The organism is Dorea ammoniilytica (genome assembly GCF_025567415.1).
GTDB classification, from domain to species: domain Bacteria; phylum Bacillota; class Clostridia; order Lachnospirales; family Lachnospiraceae; genus Claveliimonas; species Claveliimonas ammoniilytica.
Genome location: NZ_JAOQJV010000004.1, coordinates 27,019 through 46,172 on the forward strand (window position 1 = coordinate 27,019; position 19,154 = coordinate 46,172).

General features: G+C 41.6%; 21 protein-coding genes. 3 read left to right on the forward strand and 18 right to left on the reverse strand.

Features of this window, described 5'->3' with window-relative positions:
• Positions 1–79: 79 nt before the first annotated feature.
• On the reverse strand, positions 80–1,195 hold the full coding sequence (locus OCV65_RS04720; protein ID WP_262581112.1) for a uroporphyrinogen decarboxylase family protein: 1,116 nt from the start codon (positions 1,193–1,195) through the stop codon (positions 80–82).
• A 109-nt stretch (positions 1,196–1,304) separates the two neighbouring features.
• A complete protein-coding gene (gene bsh / locus OCV65_RS04725; protein ID WP_262581113.1) occupies positions 1,305–2,279 on the reverse strand; it encodes a choloylglycine hydrolase in 975 nt (324 codons plus the stop codon).
• A gap of 157 nt (positions 2,280–2,436) precedes the next feature.
• On the opposite strand from bsh, the gene OCV65_RS04730 reads away from it, so the two are divergent.
• A complete protein-coding gene (locus OCV65_RS04730; protein ID WP_262581114.1) occupies positions 2,437–3,015 on the forward strand; it encodes a chromate transporter in 579 nt (192 codons plus the stop codon).
• Positions 3,012–3,578: a chromate transporter gene (locus OCV65_RS04735; protein WP_262581115.1), complete on the forward strand. Its 567-nt coding sequence runs from the start codon at positions 3,012–3,014 to the stop codon at positions 3,576–3,578. The genes OCV65_RS04730 and OCV65_RS04735 overlap by 4 nt, the downstream gene beginning before the upstream one ends.
• A 72-nt stretch (positions 3,579–3,650) precedes the next feature.
• Here the strand turns inward: OCV65_RS04735 and ytvI are convergent, their stop codons facing one another.
• The 7 genes from ytvI to OCV65_RS04770 all read right to left on the reverse strand — a co-directional run bounded on the left by ytvI (position 3,651) and on the right by OCV65_RS04770 (position 11,782).
• A complete protein-coding gene (gene ytvI / locus OCV65_RS04740; RefSeq protein WP_262581116.1) occupies positions 3,651–4,787 on the reverse strand; it encodes a sporulation integral membrane protein YtvI in 1,137 nt (378 codons plus the stop codon).
• Between the two features lie 19 nt (positions 4,788–4,806).
• Positions 4,807–5,418, reverse strand: a complete 612-nt coding sequence (gene yihA / locus OCV65_RS04745; protein WP_262581117.1) for a ribosome biogenesis GTP-binding protein YihA/YsxC — start codon at positions 5,416–5,418, stop codon at positions 4,807–4,809.
• Entirely contained in the window at positions 5,415–7,760 is a 2,346-nt protein-coding gene (gene lon / locus OCV65_RS04750) for an endopeptidase La (protein WP_262581119.1), read from the reverse strand. Before lon ends, yihA begins: the two co-directional genes overlap by 4 nt.
• 81 nt (positions 7,761–7,841) lie before the next feature.
• Positions 7,842–9,095: an ATP-dependent Clp protease ATP-binding subunit ClpX gene (clpX, locus tag OCV65_RS04755; protein WP_118384364.1), complete on the reverse strand. Its 1,254-nt coding sequence runs from the start codon at positions 9,093–9,095 to the stop codon at positions 7,842–7,844.
• Positions 9,096–9,179: 84 nt separating this feature from the next.
• A complete protein-coding gene (gene clpP / locus OCV65_RS04760) occupies positions 9,180–9,764 on the reverse strand; it encodes an ATP-dependent Clp endopeptidase proteolytic subunit ClpP (protein WP_118384363.1) in 585 nt (194 codons plus the stop codon).
• 48 nt (positions 9,765–9,812) lie between these two features.
• Complete coding sequence (gene tig, locus OCV65_RS04765) at positions 9,813–11,099, reverse strand: trigger factor (RefSeq protein WP_118384362.1); 1,287 nt, start codon at positions 11,097–11,099, stop codon at positions 9,813–9,815.
• A gap of 131 nt (positions 11,100–11,230) precedes the next feature.
• The gene (locus tag OCV65_RS04770) at positions 11,231–11,782 is read right to left on the reverse strand and encodes a DJ-1 family glyoxalase III (RefSeq protein ID WP_118384361.1); all 552 of its coding nucleotides are present in this window, start codon (positions 11,780–11,782) and stop codon (positions 11,231–11,233) included.
• Positions 11,783–11,906: 124 nt separating this feature from the next.
• Here OCV65_RS04770 and OCV65_RS04775 point away from each other — a divergent pair, with 124 nt between their 5' ends.
• Complete coding sequence (locus OCV65_RS04775) at positions 11,907–12,350, forward strand: CYTH domain-containing protein (protein ID WP_262581120.1); 444 nt, start codon at positions 11,907–11,909, stop codon at positions 12,348–12,350.
• Between the two features lie 99 nt (positions 12,351–12,449).
• On the opposite strand, the gene OCV65_RS04780 is transcribed toward OCV65_RS04775, so the two are convergent.
• The 9 genes from OCV65_RS04780 to OCV65_RS04820 are packed head-to-tail and all read right to left on the reverse strand — an operon-like array spanning position 12,450 to position 19,047.
• Positions 12,450–13,505 (reverse strand): zinc-dependent alcohol dehydrogenase, encoded by a 1,056-nt coding sequence (locus OCV65_RS04780; RefSeq protein WP_118451655.1) that lies wholly within the window; start codon positions 13,503–13,505, stop codon positions 12,450–12,452.
• A 33-nt stretch (positions 13,506–13,538) separates the two neighbouring features.
• Positions 13,539–14,711 (reverse strand): iron-containing alcohol dehydrogenase, encoded by a 1,173-nt coding sequence (locus OCV65_RS04785; RefSeq protein WP_262581121.1) that lies wholly within the window; start codon positions 14,709–14,711, stop codon positions 13,539–13,541.
• Positions 14,712–14,729: 18 nt separating this feature from the next.
• Positions 14,730–15,608 (reverse strand): class II fructose-bisphosphate aldolase, encoded by an 879-nt coding sequence (locus tag OCV65_RS04790; RefSeq protein WP_118384358.1) that lies wholly within the window; start codon positions 15,606–15,608, stop codon positions 14,730–14,732.
• 40 nt (positions 15,609–15,648) lie between these two features.
• Positions 15,649–16,491: a PTS system mannose/fructose/sorbose family transporter subunit IID gene (locus OCV65_RS04795; RefSeq protein WP_262581122.1), complete on the reverse strand. Its 843-nt coding sequence runs from the start codon at positions 16,489–16,491 to the stop codon at positions 15,649–15,651.
• A gap of 14 nt (positions 16,492–16,505) precedes the next feature.
• Positions 16,506–17,249, reverse strand: a complete 744-nt coding sequence (locus OCV65_RS04800; RefSeq protein WP_118384356.1) for a PTS mannose/fructose/sorbose/N-acetylgalactosamine transporter subunit IIC — start codon at positions 17,247–17,249, stop codon at positions 16,506–16,508.
• Positions 17,250–17,261: 12 nt separating this feature from the next.
• Positions 17,262–17,753 (reverse strand): PTS sugar transporter subunit IIB, encoded by a 492-nt coding sequence (locus OCV65_RS04805; protein ID WP_262581123.1) that lies wholly within the window; start codon positions 17,751–17,753, stop codon positions 17,262–17,264.
• A gap of 12 nt (positions 17,754–17,765) precedes the next feature.
• Entirely contained in the window at positions 17,766–18,149 is a 384-nt protein-coding gene (locus tag OCV65_RS04810; RefSeq protein ID WP_262581124.1) for a PTS sugar transporter subunit IIA, read from the reverse strand.
• A gap of 19 nt (positions 18,150–18,168) precedes the next feature.
• The gene (locus OCV65_RS04815; RefSeq protein WP_262581125.1) at positions 18,169–18,633 is read right to left on the reverse strand and encodes a PTS sugar transporter subunit IIB; all 465 of its coding nucleotides are present in this window, start codon (positions 18,631–18,633) and stop codon (positions 18,169–18,171) included.
• A gap of 18 nt (positions 18,634–18,651) precedes the next feature.
• Entirely contained in the window at positions 18,652–19,047 is a 396-nt protein-coding gene (locus OCV65_RS04820; protein ID WP_262581126.1) for a PTS sugar transporter subunit IIA, read from the reverse strand.
• Positions 19,048–19,154 lie beyond the last annotated feature (107 nt).

Consider the following 19,154-nt stretch of genomic DNA (forward strand, 5'->3'; position numbering starts at 1 on the left):
GTCATTTGAAATTTGTTCAGCAAGTTTACTGGAATAATAAATATCAAACGCTTTTCGCAAAACAATCCCTATTTCCAGGTTACAGTAATCCACCGCAAAGCTGCCCCTTTTTAGCATGTCTTCCATACTTCTTAGCTGCATATATATATGCATAAACATTTTCTCGCGGAGTACCGATCGGAAGCTGACACCCAACATCCAGGATAAACCCATTCGGACTATCACTGGCTTTTAAGAGGCATTTGCGAACGGATTCGATTACATCATCTATACTTCCATTCAGCATAACTTCCACAGGCGGAACATTGCCTGATATAGTCATATGCCTACCTAAGCTGTTTTTTAATTCCGATAAATCTTCGCAATTATCCACAGAGAATTCATTAATTCCCAGCTCAAGCAGGTCTTCCCAGATAGGCTTTGTTTTGCCGCAAATGTGCAACCCCGGTGCTGAACCAGTAATTTCCGTAATGCCCTGAACCAGTTCTTTCAGATAAGGCTTCGAAAATTCACGAAAACTATTAGGGCTGATGATGGTACTGGAAGAAACCGGATCAGCTATTCCTGCCGAGACTTTTCCAAACTCTTTTTTACATGTTTCTACCCATGTTAATGCACATGATGTAGAAAATGCCAACAGCTTATGAAGATTATCTTTATTTTTCCTCATATCTTTTAATATACTTTCCGGTTCACGAATCGATGCAGCCGTTGAAAGCGGTCCGGCAACACTAACACCAACCGGAAGCGAATCTCCATAATGTTTTTTCAATGCATATACATGGTTTAATTTTTTTTGTAAAAAAGCATTACTAGCCGGTTCAAAACGAAGACTCTCAAGATCTTTATAATCTTTGAGAATATAATCCGAAATATAATCTATTGAATTGACCGGATAAACGACCAAAGATCCAACTGCTTCACCAACTCCTTTTAATCCCATGTTCGCACTTGCGGAAATGGAATTTCCGAATTCATTATGAAGTTCATCCATAACCTTGCAATGTATCTCGAAATCTGAACGATATTGTTCAATTGTATAACCGTATAGAGGAGCAAGAGTACTGCCGTTTCCCGGATAATAAAATGGAATATGGTCAACTTCCTCACCTCTGGCATATGCCGCATAACGCTCAGATGACGTCATTTCATCAGGCAGTGTTTGTAGTTCCTTAATCAGTTCTTCCGCATTCATAATTGATACTCCTTTGTTGGTATTGCTGTTATTCTTAATTATAAAAAGAAACCATAAAATCAACAAGGAAACAGTGATAATTTTTCTCAATATATATACATAATATCATTTAATTCTGCCAGTAAATCTGCTGTTTCATTACCATCGGATATCTCGCCAGAGTATCACTATCCAGATTCTCCCGATGCATATCTACTGCTGTGATCTGCTGATTCTCATATGTTGTATAATAATAAATGCCTTTATCTGCATTACAGCAGGACGTATAAATGGTAATCTCATATTTTCCTTCTTCTACCTCGCAGCATCCTCTCTGCTGTTCTACAGAACCCAGAATATGGAAAAACTGTCCAACGCTTTCCTCTTCTGAATCTCCGGATATGGAATTCATTCTGGTAAATGCAACTTTAGCGAAACGCGAAGTGGAAGACAGATCTCCCGGAAGTCCCATTCCTCCCATACCACGGCTGTAAGTCTCAAGTGGCAGTGCTTCTGCAAAATGATTCTCCGGCTGTTTTGGTGACAAGTTCATATACTGATTCAACAGAAACATCTGCATCTCAAATGGAGGGTTATTTGTCATAACACCCATCTGATTATCATAGATATGCATACCACTCTCTACAAATTCTACCGTAATTGCCTGTTCTCTGTCCGCGATCATCCAGTGTAACTGAGCTGTCGGAAGTTCCTCGCAGAACGGTGTTCCGGTCAGATTCATGTTTGCCAGCAGTGTTTTCACATCCTCTACGGACTCACACTGACTGAGTACCCATGGAATAAATTCAAACTGAGCAACGTTTTCTTTATCCTCTACCGGTTCCTGATATACTGCATTTCCAACAAAATTAAGTCCTGCCATGCCGAGACCCTTTTCGTTGACTGCATCATAGTATAATGGATAGTCGCCTGCCACATATGCAGTTCCGATCATTGCATAATGGCTCTTCATCTCGCCCTGAAAGCGGAATGCAAATGGATAATTTCTCGGTGTTACCACAACCTCTTCTCCATAAGAGAATTCATAATCCAAAGTTCGCCCTATATAAAAATCTTTTGTCTTATAAGTTGCTGCTGTACACATAACTTCTCCTCCTAATTTAAAAATTCAATCTAAAAAATCCCATTACTACAATTTTATCCATGCGTGCTTTCCTTTTCAAGGGAAAATGTTATAATTGTTGTGCTGGAAATATTTCCCGGCACTAACAAAAATAATTTCCGAACCAAAGAGGCTTCTTATGAAAGACAATCTGAAAAATAACCATAATATGCTCTTCCGCCTGTTTCTGTCGACACTATATATCAGTGCATTTACATTCGGCGGAGGATATGTCATTGTTTCCTTAATGAAGAAAAAATTTGTTGATGATTACCACTGGATCGATGAAAATGAAATGCTGGATTTTGTCGCTATTGCCCAGTCTGCTCCTGGTCCTATTGCAATCAATGGTGCGATTGTTGTAGGCTATCGGTTAGCCGGCATCCTGGGTATCGGCATTACAATTCTTGCGACCGTGATTCCACCGTTTGTAATCATCTCAGTTATCTCATTTTTTTATAATGCTTTCCGGGATAATTTTATTGTCAGTCAGATGCTGGAAGGTATGCAGGCAGGTGTCGGTGCCGTCATTGCCTCGGTTACCTGGGACATGGTATCCGGCATCATCAAAGATAAAAATACGGGCGCCGTACTGATCATGATTGCTGCATTTATTGCAGACTGTATATTCCAGATTAATGTAATCTACATCATTCTGGTCTGCATTCTGATTGGGGTCTGCCGGGCTCTTATGGCAGGAAGGAGGCATAAATCATGATCTACCTTCAGCTGTTTTTAAGCTTCCTGAAAATTGGACTATTCAGCTTTGGTGGCGGCTATGCTGCTCTCCCACTGATCCAGGGGCAGGTTGTTACCGCTCATGGATGGCTGAGCGCTAGTGAATTTACTGATCTGATTACTATTTCACAGATGACGCCAGGTCCTATCGCAATCAATGGTGCTACCTTTGTCGGCATCAAAATAGCCGGTCTTTTCGGTGCATTTGTAGCTACATTGGGATGTATTACTCCATCCTGTATCATCGTAACACTTCTTGCCTGGCTCTATATGAAGTATCGTAATCTCTCTGCCATGCAGCTGATCCTTACTTCCCTGCGTCCGGCTGTCGTAGCTATGATTGCATCCGCAGGTATTACAATCCTTACCACTGCGTTCTGGAGCAGTCAGGGTACTGTTCAGCTCGCGACTACCAACTGGTATCTGGTAGGTATTTTTGTTATCTGCCTGATTCTTCTTCAGAAATATAAACTAAATCCTATCTGGGTCATGCTTCTGGCAGGCGTAATGAAATTAGGATTAGCGATTCTTGGAATTGCGTGAAATTGCAATTGTATAAAAAAGGTTACTTTATCGCCTCACCGGTAATAAAGTAACCTTTCTTAATTCTTATATTTATTCTCTCAGACTCAATATTCCTTCTGCCAGGATCTTCACATCGTTCAGAATATAATCAAATGCACCTGCCTGATACAGATTCAGCAGGATCAGACCAATCGGTACTGCAAAGATCATTCCTAATACACTTCCGACCCGATATCCAAGATACAGCAAAAACAGTGTATACAACGGATTCAATCCCATGGAATCTCCTACCAGCTTCGGCTGAATCAGCTGTCGTACTAATTGTGTAACACCATACAAAATTACCAGCGCAGCCACCATCTTATAATCCCCTACCAGAAATTTGTAGATTGCCCACGGAATCAATGCAGTTCCTGTTCCGAAAAACGGTAAGAAATCCAAAAATGCAATGACAATCGCCAACAGTATCGAAAAACGAATCTGCATCAGTGTAAAACCAACAAGTAGAATCGCAAATACGACGCCCATAATCTTGAATTGTGCTTTAAAATATCCACCCATGGCATATTTCAGGTTCTCGCCTACCAGAAGTAATCTGCTGGTAATGGACTTTGGCACTACTTTTTTCACCCATTCTCCCAGATTTTCTTTATCGGCAATAAAGAAATATGCAGATACAAAGGCTACGATTGTTCCGATCAGCACGGATGGAATCCGCTTTGCCACATTTCCTGCCACTTCGATAGTTGGCTCTCCGATACGTCCAATCAGTGAAGATGCAGTATCATCCAAATTATTCATCAGCGTTGCCCAACTGTTCTGTATCTGTTCAGGAAAACGTTCAAAAAGTGTATTCCCCTGTGCTCCAATCTGGCTCAGTCCACGCTCCAGATCATGATACATGCTTGGAAAATTGCGGATCAATACCGAAATTTCTTCCCATATCTGGCTAATGATCAGATAGATTAGACCGATACACAACGCAAGTACCAGAATAATGGTAATCGCCGAGCCCAACCGTTTCATAACCTTTAATTTCTTTTCCAGAAATGTCACCAGCGGGCCTGCGATCACTGACAGGATCCATCCGATTACAAACGGCATAAAATAGAAGATTGCTTTGATTCCCACATATATAAATAATACGGTTGCCGTTAGACTGAATACCAGGCTGACCAGAACTTTCCAGTAAGGTCTGGTATCGCCAAGGTCTTCTTTCACACTCATATTCCTGCCTCCTGTAATTCTATTCTTCGCCTTCTTCTGACTCTTTCAATCCACAGATCTCTTCTGCCAGATCCCAGATCTCATCCCGTCCCTGTTTGGTCACTGCTGAAAACGGGATCAGAATACTGTCTTTGCTTAAGCCCAGTCCCTGTCTAACTACCTTGATCTGTTTCTGTACCTGACTTCGTTTCAATTTATCAAGCTTCGTCGCAATGATGATTGGATGATACCCCTGAGACAGAATCCAGTCGTACATCATTTTATCATTAGCAGACGGTGCATGACGAATATCAATCAAAAGAAAAACAGCACGTAACTGCTTGGACTGATGCAGATAACGCTCGATCATCTGTCCCCATTTCTTCTTTTCCTGCTCCGATACCTTAGCATATCCATATCCTGGCAGATCCACCAGATATAATTCCTGATTAATATTATAAAAATTAATGGTCTGCGTCTTACCAGGCGTTGCCGATGTACGGGCAAATGATTTGCGATTCATAAGTCCATTGATCAATGACGATTTTCCTACATTTGATTTCCCCGCAAATGCAATCTCCGGTAATGTGTTCTCCGGCAATGTACTGGTGATACCGCATACGGTTTCCAGTTCCAGGCTTCGAATAATCATTCGGTCTCTCCTTTCACGAGTGCATGCTCAAGTACCTCTTCCATTCTGGATACCGGTACTATCTCAAGCCCCCTGGTTATCTCTGTTGACAATTCCTTTACATCTCTTTCATTCTCTACAGGCACAAGAACTTTCTGAATACCTGCATTCTTAGCTGCCAGAAGCTTCTCTTTAACTCCGCCGATCGGCAGTACTCTTCCGCGCAGTGTAATCTCCCCGGTCATAGCAACATCAGCATGTACCTTGCGTCCTGTAACAGCTGACAGGATTGCCGTTGCCATAGTAATTCCGGCCGAAGGTCCGTCTTTTGGCACTGCACCTTCCGGAATATGGATGTGGATATCATGCTTTTCAAAGTAATCCTCTTCCAGACCATAACTCTCTCCGATAGAACGGATATAGCTGATACCTGTGCGGGCAGATTCTTTCATCACATCCCCCAGTTTACCGGTCAGAGTGATCTGTCCCTTTCCAGGCATTACATTTACTTCAATCTGAAGAGTGACACCACCAACACTGGTCCATGCAAGTCCACGGACAATTCCCACTTCATCTGTCTCATTAGCCATCTGATACTGGTATTTCTCTTTTCCAAGATATTTATGCAGGTTAGTCTCTGTCACACGGATTCGGTTCTTTTTATCTTCCAGGATCTCACGGGCTGACTTTCTGCAGATTTCGCCGACCTTACGCTCCAACTGACGCACACCTGCTTCTCTGGTATAATTTCTAACAATCTTTTCGACAGCTCCTTTGCTGATAGTGAGCTGCTCCGGCTTGATACCATGCTTCTTAAGCTGCTTCGGAATCAGATGATCTACAGCAATATGTACTTTCTCATTATCCGTATAGCTGCTGATCTCTATCACTTCCATACGATCCAGCAGCGGTCCCGGAATCGTCTGAAGCGTATTCGCTGTTGTCACAAAGAATACCTCAGACAAATCTAACGGCACTTCCAGATAATGATCCCGGAACTTATTATTCTGCTCACTGTCCAGAACTTCCAGAAGCGCAGAGAATGTATCTCCCTTATAATCATTGCTGACCTTATCAATCTCATCCAAAAGCATCAGTGGATTCTTCACGCCGGCTGTCTTCAATCCATTTGCAATACGTCCCGGCATTGCGCCCACATAAGTCTTACGATGTCCGCGGATCTCTGCCTCATCTCGAACGCCACCCAGTGAAATGCGTACATATTTTTTATCCAATGCCGTAGCCAGAGATCTGGCAATGGATGTCTTACCGGTTCCCGGAGGACCTACCAGACACAGGATCGGGCTGTTGCCCTTTTCTGCAAGCGCACGGACTGCAAGGAATTCCAGTACACGCTCTTTTACCTGTTCCAGACCGTAATGATCCCTGTCAAGAATCTCCCGTGCCCTTACAATATCATGGCAATCCTCAGACATGGTATCCCAGGGCATTTCCAGCATTGTCTCAATATATGTGCGGATCACACCGTTTTCCGCCGGGCTGTTCATAGAACTTCTGAATCTGGAGATTTCCTTCAGAAGCTTTTCTTTTACTTCCTCCGGCGCATTCAGTTTCTCCGCCTTTTCCTTGAATTCATCCGCATCTGATACCGTACTCTCCTCACCAAGTTCTTCCCTGATTAACTTTAACTGCTCTCTTAAAATATAATCCCGCTGATGTTTGTCAACGCGTTCTTTTACCTTATTCTGGATCTCTTCTTTGATATTCATAACCTGAATCTCATGAACCAGCTTATAAGACAACAGATCATATCGTTCCATCAGATCCCGCTCTTCCAGAATATCCTGCAAATCGGTATAATGCAGTGGCACATTGGCGGCAACAGCATCTACCAGCTTATGAAGATCTCGGTATTCACTGATCTGCTTTACCATATCCCGTGGATACTTCGGATGCCACATAATAAAATTATTATATAATTCCTGCAGACTTCTGCACATCCCTTGAATCTTCGGATTATCGGCCTGAACAGCCACCAGATCACTCAGCTGGTTTTCATCCGGCAGTTCACAGATGATAGCCCGGTAATATGGGTCGGTCATTTCAAACTCTGTAAACTCTGCCCGGCATTCTCCTGCAACCAGTACACGCAGGATATTCTTCGGCAATTTAATGATCTGCTTAATCACTGCCACACATCCGATCTTATGAAGATCTTCCGCTTCCGGCATATCTATCTCGGGGTCTTTCTGAGCCGTTAGAAAGAGTTTCTGTCCCTCCTCTTCCATAGCCGCATTGACAGCATTGATTGAGCACTCTCTGCTCACATCAAAATGAACTACCATCTCCGGGAGAATGGTAAGTCCTCTCAATGCAACTACAGGCATACTGATTTCGTTCATTCCTGTCACTCCTGTCTACTCATCGGTATTTATTATGAAAGGGGCGGAGTTATATTCTGCCCCGCCCCTGATTCAGCACATTTATGCACTTTCAGTATTCAATGTGTCATATTCATAGATTGGATCGGCTGTACCATTAACCACATCTTCGGTAATGCGGCATGTCTTAAGCGCTTTTTCAGACGGTGCCTTATACATCGTATCCATCATGACATTCTCCATAATCGCACGAAGTCCTCTTGCTCCTGTACGACGTTTCAGAGTCGTCTCCGCAATCGCTTCCAGTGCTCTGTCATCAAACTTCAAATCCACTCCATCCAGTTCCAGAAGCTTCTGATACTGCTTTACAATCGCATTCTTAGGCTCTGTAAGAATCCGGATCAATGCATCCTGATCTAACATTTCCAGAGATACTGTAACCGGCACACGACCAACCAGCTCCGGAATAATGCCAAACTTCACCAGATCCTGCGGAAGCACCTGCTTCAGCAGACGATCTACACTGTCCTCATGCTTCTCCGCAATTTCCTGATTAAATCCAATGGACTTCTTATCGATACGAGTCTCTATTATCTTATCCAGTCCTTCAAATGCTCCACCACAGATAAAGAGGATATTTGTTGTATCAATCTGAATCAGTTCCTGATGTGGATGCTTTCTTCCACCCTGTGGTGGTACATTAGCAATCGTACCTTCCAGAATCTTCAGCAATGCCTGCTGCACACCCTCGCCCGATACATCACGGGTAATGGATGGATTCTCGGATTTTCTGGTAATCTTGTCGATCTCATCAATGTAGATAATGCCATACTCTGCACGCTCGATGTCTCCATCTGCTGCCTGAATGATCTTCAAAAGAATATTCTCTACATCTTCTCCGACATATCCCGCCTCTGTCAAAGCTGTTGCATCAGCAATGGCAAATGGCACATTTAATATCTTCGCCAGCGACTGTGCCAGAAGTGTCTTACCGCATCCGGTCGGTCCCAGCATCAGAATATTACTCTTATTCAGTTCCACGCCCAGATCTTTCTGAGCCATAATACGTTTATAGTGATTATACACCGCTACAGAGAGAACCTTTTTTGCCTGTTCCTGACCAATCACATATTCATCAAGAAATGCTTTGATTTCTTCCGGTTTGTACAATGTAATATCATCGAAAGGGCCTTTGCCTTCTTCATATTCCAGTTCTTCTTCCAGTATCTCCGTACAAACCTCTACACATTCATCACAGATGTACGATCCCGCCGGTCCTGCGATCAACTTGCGGACCTGAGACTGTGGTTTGTTGCAAAATGAACATCTGATCTGATCATCAAGTCTTCCTGCCATGCTCTGTCACCTCTCATTTCAATATCATTCTAAAAACCACATAGACGCAGCCCGCCAAGCGCGCTGCGTCTATTGCATGAATGCTTATTTGCGGTTTTTGATTACTTCATCGATCAATCCGTACTCTTTGGCCTCCTCAGCGCTCATGAAATTATCGCGCTCAGTATCGATACGGATCACATCCAGAGGCTGTCCGGTATTCTCCGCCAGAATCTGATTCAATCTGGTACGAATCTTCAGAATATGCTCTGCAGCAATCTGAATCTCCGTTGCCTGTCCCTGAGCTCCGCCAGACGGCTGGTGAATCATAATCTCAGAGTTCGGCATTGCATACCGTTTACCTTTGGTTCCTCCTGATAACAGGAACGATCCCATACTTGCTGCCATACCCATACAGTATGTAGCCACATCACATTTGATGTACTGCATAGTGTCATAGATTGCAAGTCCTGCTGTTACAGAACCTCCCGGACTGTTGATATACAGATGGATATCCTTATCCGGATCCTCTGCCTCCAGGAATAGAAGCTGTGCCACAATAATATTGGCAGCCACATCTGTTACTTCCTCGCCGAGGAAAATAATTCTATCTTTTAATAATCTTGAATAGATGTCATAAGAGCGTTCTCCACGACTTGTCTGTTCAATGACATAAGGTACTAAACTCATGTTACACGCCTCCTATACGTTGACCTGTTTATGCGATAACCGGATGAATTATTTCTCTACAGCATTCTCTACCAGGAATGTAACAGCATCCTGAACAGCGATGTCTTCCATCATCTGTTTCTTCTCTTCTTCGCCCATAAGCTCTTTCAGCTTATCAGCTTCCATGTTGTAAGACTCTGCCATCTTCTTGATCTCTTCATCCAGTCTCTCTTCTGTTACTTCGATGTTCTCAGCCTTGGCAATTGCCTCCAGAACCAGACGAGTCTCGATACGCTTAACAGCCTGTGGGCGGGTCTCCTCCTGGATCTTCTCCAGAGTCATGCCTGTAATCTGACAATACTGCTCGAAGCTGATTCCCTGATACTGCATATTCTGAGCAAACTCGTTAACCATCTGACGAACCTGCTCGTCGATCATTGCTTCCGGAATCTCCATTGTAGCGTTAGCTACAGCCTTCTCTACAGCCTGATCTTCCTTCTTCTGCTTGCCTTCATTCTCTTTCTGCTCTTTGATCTTAGCCTTAACATCAGCTTTGTATTCATCTAATGTGTCGAATTCAGATACTTCTGCTGCGAATTCATCATCGATCTCCGGAATCTGTTTCTCTTTGATCTCGTGAATGGTGCATTTGAATACAGCATCTTTACCCTTCAGTTCTTCTGCATGATACTCTTCCGGGAAAGTAACCTTAACTTCAACTTCTTTCTCAGCTTCAGCACCAACTAACTGCTCCTCGAATCCTGGGATAAATGATCCGGAACCGATGGTCAGTGGGTAGTTCTCACCCTTTCCGCCTTCGAATGCTTCTCCATCAACGAATCCTTCAAAATCAAGAATTACTTCGTCGCCATCCTGTACCGGACGTCCTTCAACGGTTACAGTTCTTGCATTCTTCTCAGCTTCTTCTTTGATCTTAGCTTCTACTTCTTTCTGTGTTACACGGGTAGATGTCTTGTCGACTTCCATTCCCTTGTACTCACCAAGTGTAACTTCCGGCTTAACAGCTACTTCTGCTGTAAAGATGAAGTTCTCACCCTTTTTGATCTGAACGATGTCAACTGTCGGACGTGATACGATCTCAAGATCGCAGTTCTTCAGTTCTTCTTCGTACGCTGTTGGAATCAGTTCATTCGCTGCATCTTCATAGAAAATCTCTGGTCCGTACATCTTCTCTACCATCTGACGCGGTACTTTACCTTTACGGAATCCCGGAACGCTGATACTCTTCTTCTGTTTGTTGTATGCGCTCTGAAGTGCTTTCTCAAATTCACTGGCTGGAACTTCGATTGTAAGCTTTGCCATATTCTTCTCTAAATTTTCTACCTGTAAACTCATTGACATTTCCTCCTATTTCTATCTCATTCCCCGGTAGGTGAGGAACAAGCATCTTACATTACACTCATTGCACTAGTATAACACAAACCTCTGTGCTTGGCTAGTATAGATTTATGTATTTTATAATGTCTTTATAATTCGTAAATGATGGATGCTGCAAGCTCCTCTGCTTTCTCTCTGTCAAATAGGATTTCTGTAAGCTTTAATGCAAAATCGATTGCTGTTCCCATGCCCCGGCTGGTGATGATATTACCATCCTGTACCACTGGAAGCCTGCTAATCACTGCGCCTGACAGTTTGTCTTCTACCGACGGATAACATGCCGCACGTTTTCCCTTTAACAGTCCCATACCTCCAAGAATGCTTGGCGCTGCACAGATTGCAGCTACATATTTGCCGGATGTCACGTAATCCTCTACCACTCTCTTTACACCCGGATGCTCATCCAGATTGGTCGTACCCGGCATGCCACCCGGAAGCACGATCATGTCAAACTCTACAAAATTCACTTCATCAAACAGATCTTCTGTCTGCACATTAATTCCATGTGAACCTCTGACTTTGTATTCATCTGTAATAGATACTGTATCTACATACACACTTGCCCTGCGAAGTATATCCACAACGGTCAGAGCCTCAATCTCTTCAAATCCGTCTGCTAACAGAACTGCTACTTTCTTCATTGTCGCCCTCCACCTTTATAGTCTCATATTTCTTTATAAGTTTATCAAACTACTACTAAAAAAGCAAACGAAAGTGTATACTGAATATCAGCAATACCAAATGGACATATAAAAGGAGACACTTATGGAAATAGAACGCAAATATCTGATTCCGGAGATTCCGAATAACCTACATATTACTAAGACAAGAGAACTGGAACAAGGCTATCTCTGTACCTCTCCGGTTGTACGCATCCGAAAAGATAATGATCAATACGAACTCACTTATAAATCTTCCGGTCTTATGGTTCGCCAGGAATACAATCTTCCGTTAACTAAGGAAGCATATGAACACCTTCGTGAAAAAGTAGATGGCAGACTGATTGTCAAGACACGCTACGAAATCCCTTTAGATGACCGTCACAAAATAGAACTGGATATCTTTCACGGGGATCTTGCACCATTAATTTTAGCAGAAGTAGAATTTGCAGACGAAGATGAGGCCAATCAGTTCACGCCTCCGGAATGGTTTGGTGAAGATGTGACATTTTCTTCCAGATATCACAACAGCAATCTGAGCAGACTATAATTATTTCTATATAACATTTTATCATCCAAAAGGACTGCCGCTAATTAGCGACAGTCCTTTTCCAGGAATCTATATCATTAAAGACAAGCAACATAACCTCTATTCATTTAACAGCACGCTTACACGGTACATTCCTGGAGTTGCAGCTGCTTTGAATGCCTCCTGCACATCATCAAGTTTATATTTCACTGGTTCGACAATTTTCGAAACATCCACTGCTCCAGAATTCAACATATTTCCTGCAGTAAAAAAGTCAATTGTATCTGCGGCATATGTTCCAATCATTTCAAGTCTTCTATAATGGATTACATTAGAATCAATTTCTAATTCTGGTGCTGGATATCCTGCCGCAAAAAACAAAATTCTTCCGTCCATATCCTTTACCATTTCAAACGCTTGTTTATTGGCTGATGAAGCTCCAACTGCGATAATTACTGCGTCTGCTCCAATTCCATCTGTTAATTCCTTTACTTTTTCAATCGGATTTTCTTTTCCGGCATCAATAACTTCAAATCCCATCTCTTTTGCAGTATTGATCTTTTTCTCCATAATCTCTGAAACAATTACTCTTGCCCCTAATGCTCTCGCTGCTAATGCATTCACTAATCCCATTGTTCCAGCTCCGATCACAGCTACTGTTTCTAATGGTTTCACACGCAATTTTTTCATTCCTTTTACAACGGTAGCAAGAGGTTCCAAAAAAGCAGCTTCGCTTGGATCCAGCTTAGGGTTCATCTTGATCAGACTGCGCGTATTTCTTACAAAGTAGTCAGCAAAGCCAAAACCGCCCAGATATCCGTCCTCTGTTTTTGCCTTCATTGAGGCTGCATTACTGCAGTGAAGAACATCTCCTTTTCGACATGCGAGACATTCTCCACATCCGTCATAAGCAATTGCTACAAAATCTCCTACTTTATAATCTTTTACACCTTCACCGACTGCTTCTATAACTCCAGAACCTTCATGGCCACCTGCCATTGGATACCCCTGATGTTCCCGCAATCCAAGCCACTGACCATAATCTGTTGTACAAATATTACATGCCAACTGCTTCACCAGCACCTGGTGTGTCCCGATTTCCGGAAGTTTTCGCTCCCGCACTTCTGCATGACCTTTTTCTGTCAAAACTGAAAAACGCATTTTCTCACGTCCCATATAAGTACCTTCTTTCCTGCTTTTACATAATATTTATCTTTCTAAGGAAGCCTGATAAATTTGAACACAGTCTTCTTTATTTAGCTTAATAAAGTGTCCTACACTTCCGAATTTCGTACAGTTCTCTGCCATCTCTTCGATTTTTTCTCCATCAATTCCGGCATCTACAAAAGAAACTGGCAATCCTAATGACTTGAAAAACTCTTTTGTTTTTTGAATGCCACGCACTGCGGTTTCTTCCGGATGAAATACATCATTTTCAATTCCCCATACATCCACTGCATATTTCACAAATCTTGCTATGTTATTCTGATACACATATTCCATCCAATGCGGAATAATAATGGAAAGTGTTGCACCATGTGTCATATCATAATATGCACTTAGTTCATGACCCAACATATGACTTCCCCAGTCTTCTACACGTCCGACTCCTAATACACCATTATGTGCCATTGTACCAGCCCACATCACTTCTGCTCTAGCAGCATAATCTTCTGGTTTCTCCATTACTACTGGCAACTGCTTGATCACTGTTTTCATAAGTGCTTCGCATTGTCTGTCTGTTAATTCACAGTCTTCTTCATTCGTAAAATATCTTTCCATAATATGAGATAAGATATCAACTCCTCCTGCTGCTGTCTGATAAGCCGGAAGCGTATAAGTCAGTTCAGGATTCATAAGTGCAAAATCCGGTCGGAGACATTCATGTGACAGTGCTCGTTTCATATGTCCATTTTCAGAATTTGTAACTACCGTTGTATTACTTGCTTCGCTTCCGGTTGCTGGTATTGTAAGCACAACGCCTAAAGGCATCATCTTTTCTACTGGGGTCTTTTTCGTGAAAAAGTCCCATACATCTCCATCATAATATCTACCAATTCCGATAGCTTTTGCCGAATCAATCACACTTCCTCCACCTACAGCAAGAATAACATCGATTTTTTCATTCTTGCAAAGACTGATTCCTTCACGTACAAGACCAATATCTGGATTGGCTTTCACGCCGCCAAGTTCATATACTTCTAGATTTTCTCCTTTTAGTGCCTGAACAATCCTGTCATATAATCCATCCTTTTTAATATGACCGCCGCCATAATGCAACAATACTTTTGTTCCGTATTTTTTCACTTCTTTTCCCGCTTCTGCTTCAACCCCCTTGCCAAACACAAACGTGGTCGGGCAAGTAAATCTAAAATTCTTCATAATCTTTCCCCAACTTTCTTAAATTTTTCCGACTCCTCCAAATAATTCAATATAGTGGCAGAGCAATTCCTTGTATCCTTTTCCTGCTTCCAGACCAGCATCACACAAATTTGCTTTCATATTGGCAAATTCTCCTTTTGTACCATCCTGCTGCATCTGATCCCAATCAATGCCCAAATATTTCATCAGAGACTTTAATCCAGCATTACTTAAATCCGTAAACAAGTTAACCTTTTGAATACCACAGCATACTGCTTTCGCAAGATTATCATCACCTGTTCCAGAACCTCCATGAAGAACCAGCGGAATCTGTATTTTTTCACTCAGTTCTGACAATAAATCAAATTCCAAATGCGGTTTCCCTTTATATACTCCATGCGAAGTTCCTACTGCAACTGCCAGACAATCTATTCCAGTTTCTTTTACAAAAGAAACTGCTTCTTCTGGATTGGTCAGCCCCGCATTTCTTGTTTCTTCATATTCAAATCCCTGACCCACATGTCCCAATTCTGCTTCAACTGACACACCAACTGCATGTGCAATTTTTACAATCTCCGCAACTTCTCGTACATTCTCTTCGTAGGGAACCATAGAACGGTCTATCATCACTGAGCTAAACCCAAAACGAATCGCACTTACAATTTCTTCATACGGACCACCATGATCCAAATTCAATGCTGCATACACATTTGGATATTTTCTTTCATAAAACCTTGCAATCTCAGCCGTTTCTTCTAAAAAAGGCATTCCTGCACAATCAAGGATAATCGGTGCATGCATCTCTTCTGCTGCCTCAAAACATGCTTTCACGGTAATACTGCTAAACACATTTGGTGCTGCCACGCCATATTTTCTTTTTTTTGCATCATTTAATATTTCTGCCATTGATAATATCATTGTCTTCCTCCTTACCCTACGCACATTTTATTTCAATCTGCTAAAACAGCCCAATAAATGCACCTAAAATACATATCAACACGATCCCCAGTGAAATCAGTCCATATTTCTGGCTCTTATTTTTCAAAATATAATAAATGCCGAAAACTACTAACAAAGGAAGAATTCCAGGAGCTATGCTATCCAAAATGTCCTGCAGAATAATCTCAGTTCCTGCAATTTTAAACTTAAGGGCAGTTGTAAGTGTTACATATGAAGCACTTAATGCTCCCATCATGAACAGTCCCAGAATACTTGTTGCAGAAATCAGTTCCTTGACCCATCCTGCCTGCAAAATACTTTTTACAGATTCCTTTCCAATCTTGTATCCTAACGCCCACAGATTTTTTCCTATAAAAAACGTAATCAGCATAAATGCAAATGGAATAATTGCTCCAAGTACATTTCCGGTAATTCCAAATGTCACTGCAATTCCATATATGATAGTTTTCAATGTGCCCCAGTCAATTGTATCTCCGATTCCTGATAATGGACCCATTAATCCGGTCTTAATACCTGTAATTGCTCCATCTGTAATTTCACCCTCGTTAGCACGCTCTTCTTCCATAGACAATGTAATTCCATGAATCGGTGTACTCCATGTACCCTGAGAATTAAAAAAGTTCAAATGTCTGAGCAGTGCTCCGCTCAATTCCCCTTTGTCGGTATACAGCTTCTTCAAACAAGGAATCATACTATAACAAAACGCTACTCCCTGCTGTCTTTCGTAACAATTGGACACCTCAGCATCAAAATACCATCTGTAAAATGATTTATTGATATCTTTCTTTGTCAACAATACCTGCTCTTTACTATTCATCTTTTTTTCAACTGTATTCTCCATTTGAATCCCCTCCTTTACTTGGCCATCTGTTCTCTGCGCAGGAACGTGATCAATAATGCTATACATGTTCCAAAGATTGCAGCTGCCATTGTGCTAATTCCCAAATACTGAACCGCAAAAAATCCAATAATAAAAAATGGAAGATAAATATTTTTGCCAATAATAAAAATCGTAATTGCAAATCCTAATGCAGGGAGTGTTGATCCAGTAACTGACAATCCGTGTGTAAGCCATTCCGGAATCACATCCAATAACTTCTCTACAACATCTGCTCCCAGATAAATAGCCGCAAATACAATCGGGAATCTCAATAAAAATCCCAGTGCAAGAGGATACGCAACCGCACAGCGTTCGATTCCTTTTACATTTCCCTGTTCTGCATAAGCATCTGCCTTATGCGCAAACACTGCCTGTAACGTTCTTCTAATCTGATCCTGAAATACGCCCAGCAGACCAAATGGAACGGCTAGTGTCACTGCTGCTGCAGGATCCATTCCGGTTAATAACGCAATTGGAATTGAAATACATCCTGCCAGACATTCATCTGCTGGAATATTTGCTCCAGCTGCTACCATTCCAAGATATACCATTTCTACATTTGCTCCTATTTTCATCGCTGTACCGACATCTCCTGCAATAATTCCAAAAGGAAGTGCCATCACAATCGGTTGACAGATAACCGCATGAAATGTATATCCCATTTTACTTTGTCCGATCCACCACCAAATTCCTGCTGCTAATGCTAATGCAAATACCATAATCTTATCCTCCTATCCCTCAAACGTTCTTTTAATCTTATCGAAATCCATTCTTGGTTCTTCCGGTATGATATGAATATAAATTTCAGTTCCTTTTTGATGCATTTCCTCTAACAGATCCATATCCGCCTGATTCAATGAAACCGCACGCAATATCGTCACTCGCCCTGGTTCGTTTGGTATGCCCCCAATCTGCAAGCTAGAAATCGGAACGCCCTTCTGTGCTGTCCGCATACATGATTCAACATCTTTAAACAACAACATCACCGTTCCCGTTCCAAATTCATCTTTTTCCCATTCCTCTGCTGCCTTATCAACTGATATAATCTCAACAGACACATTTTTTGGTGCGGCAGCCGCATAGATCATGACCATAAAATCATCTTTTGATAATTCGTCATCAATGATAATAATCCGATTCGCTTTCGCAATCTTCACCCATTTTGTGATAACCTGCCCATGAATCAAACGACTATCCAGGCGTACTAATGAAATTTTTGCCATACTAATCCTCTCCTATCTTTTTAAATTTAATATTTTTTCTTTTACTGATATTTCTATCTTGTCAACAAGTTCTCCACCGTAATACGTATTTCTCAGATTATCCGCACATATCAGCATTTCCATATTCAAACCACATACTGCATAGACCGTTCCATACTTCTTTGCATAGACACCGGCTATATTCGACGGTGTTCCCCCTGCAAGATCAGTCAATAGCAAAACATTTTCTGCATTTTCTATCGCTGCATCTATGCGCTGCATATAATTAGAAATGGAATCCTCTGGCATCAGGCTCAGTGTTTCACAGCATTCTATTTTTCCTACAACCATCTGAGCAGACTGTAATAATTCTTCTCCCCAGCCTCCATGTGTTAACAGTATTATTTTTGTTTTCATACAATTTTCCTCTTTGCTGTTATATAAGATCTCTGATATACACTACTTCATTATCTGGAACCATCTGTATATAAAGAACTGTCCCATCCTCCGTCAAACTTTTTATAATTTCTTCTTCATGCCCAGACACATATATATTTTCATATAATTCCTTTTTGCCAGGAGCAAATGGAAGCCTGCAGATATTTACTGTTTTTATTTCAGTTCCCTTCTCATATATTCTCCACAATGTATCCAATGTTCTTAACAGTACAAGTACATTTGCATCCGCTATCATAACAGCTTCAGCACCTTCATCTGTACTATAAAAAAACACTTCTACAGACTCAGGAACCGTCATTGTTAGTACACCTTGTAAAATAGGATCCGTTGCCACCTGATCATCAATGATATATAATTTACTGCATGACGCATGTTCGAGCCATTTAAAAAGAATCTGTCCATGAACCAAACGTTCATCAACCCGAAAAAATATTTCATTCATCAATTAATCACCTCTTCATCAGCTGATCAGTTCTTTCATATTTACGATTCCATTTTTTCCTCCTTCCATTGCTACTTCCGGAAGACTGTTTAGTGAAATTTCTGTCCTATTCTCCAATACATTAATCAACATTGGTAGATTCAGTCCTGTCACGCATTGAATATTTTCTTCCCTCAAGCAGGATGCAGTCACATTGCAAGGACTTCCGCCGAGCAGATCGACAAGAACGATCACACCGTCACCATCATCTAATTCTTTAGATTTCTCTCTTACCTTGCGCAATAGTTCCTGCACATCATCGCCATGATTTAATGTCAGTGCTTCCAGCTTATCGTGATGACCGAAAATCAACTCCATACTTTTAATAATGGACTCGCTGAAATTTCCGTGAGTCACAACCAACACACCAATCATTACCCATCACCTCATTTCTTTTTTCTTTTATTTATTTATAGAGCAAATTGCGTGCCAGCTTTGTGTGTTGTTTTTCTGCATAAAGTGTGTTTAGACAAAAAAGTATC

Bases quoted from the DNA above. Each gene is read 5' to 3' on its own strand.
- OCV65_RS04720 (WP_262581112.1), bottom strand. From the start codon at position 1,195: ATGAATGCGGAAGAACTGATTAAGGAACTACAAACACTGCCTGATGAA.
- bsh (WP_262581113.1), bottom strand. From the start codon at position 2,279: ATGTGTACAGCAGCAACTTATAAGACAAAAGATTTTTATATAGGGCGA.
- OCV65_RS04730 (WP_262581114.1), top strand. From the start codon at position 2,437: ATGAAAGACAATCTGAAAAATAACCATAATATGCTCTTCCGCCTGTTT.
- OCV65_RS04735 (WP_262581115.1), top strand. From the start codon at position 3,012: ATGATCTACCTTCAGCTGTTTTTAAGCTTCCTGAAAATTGGACTATTC.
- ytvI (WP_262581116.1), bottom strand. From the start codon at position 4,787: ATGAGTGTGAAAGAAGACCTTGGCGATACCAGACCTTACTGGAAAGTT.
- yihA (WP_262581117.1), bottom strand. From the start codon at position 5,418: ATGATTATTCGAAGCCTGGAACTGGAAACCGTATGCGGTATCACCAGT.
- lon (WP_262581119.1), bottom strand. From the start codon at position 7,760: ATGAACGAAATCAGTATGCCTGTAGTTGCATTGAGAGGACTTACCATT.
- clpX (WP_118384364.1), bottom strand. From the start codon at position 9,095: ATGGCAGGAAGACTTGATGATCAGATCAGATGTTCATTTTGCAACAAA.
- clpP (WP_118384363.1), bottom strand. From the start codon at position 9,764: ATGAGTTTAGTACCTTATGTCATTGAACAGACAAGTCGTGGAGAACGC.
- tig (WP_118384362.1), bottom strand. From the start codon at position 11,099: ATGAGTTTACAGGTAGAAAATTTAGAGAAGAATATGGCAAAGCTTACA.
- OCV65_RS04770 (WP_118384361.1), bottom strand. From the start codon at position 11,782: ATGAAGAAAGTAGCAGTTCTGTTAGCAGACGGATTTGAAGAGATTGAG.
- OCV65_RS04775 (WP_262581120.1), top strand. From the start codon at position 11,907: ATGGAAATAGAACGCAAATATCTGATTCCGGAGATTCCGAATAACCTA.
- OCV65_RS04780 (WP_118451655.1), bottom strand. From the start codon at position 13,505: ATGGGACGTGAGAAAATGCGTTTTTCAGTTTTGACAGAAAAAGGTCAT.
- OCV65_RS04785 (WP_262581121.1), bottom strand. From the start codon at position 14,711: ATGAAGAATTTTAGATTTACTTGCCCGACCACGTTTGTGTTTGGCAAG.
- OCV65_RS04790 (WP_118384358.1), bottom strand. From the start codon at position 15,608: ATGATATTATCAATGGCAGAAATATTAAATGATGCAAAAAAAAGAAAA.
- OCV65_RS04795 (WP_262581122.1), bottom strand. From the start codon at position 16,491: ATGGAGAATACAGTTGAAAAAAAGATGAATAGTAAAGAGCAGGTATTG.
- OCV65_RS04800 (WP_118384356.1), bottom strand. From the start codon at position 17,249: ATGGTATTTGCATTAGCATTAGCAGCAGGAATTTGGTGGTGGATCGGA.
- OCV65_RS04805 (WP_262581123.1), bottom strand. From the start codon at position 17,753: ATGGCAAAAATTTCATTAGTACGCCTGGATAGTCGTTTGATTCATGGG.
- OCV65_RS04810 (WP_262581124.1), bottom strand. From the start codon at position 18,149: ATGAAAACAAAAATAATACTGTTAACACATGGAGGCTGGGGAGAAGAA.
- OCV65_RS04815 (WP_262581125.1), bottom strand. From the start codon at position 18,633: ATGAATGAAATATTTTTTCGGGTTGATGAACGTTTGGTTCATGGACAG.
- OCV65_RS04820 (WP_262581126.1), bottom strand. From the start codon at position 19,047: ATGATTGGTGTGTTGGTTGTGACTCACGGAAATTTCAGCGAGTCCATT.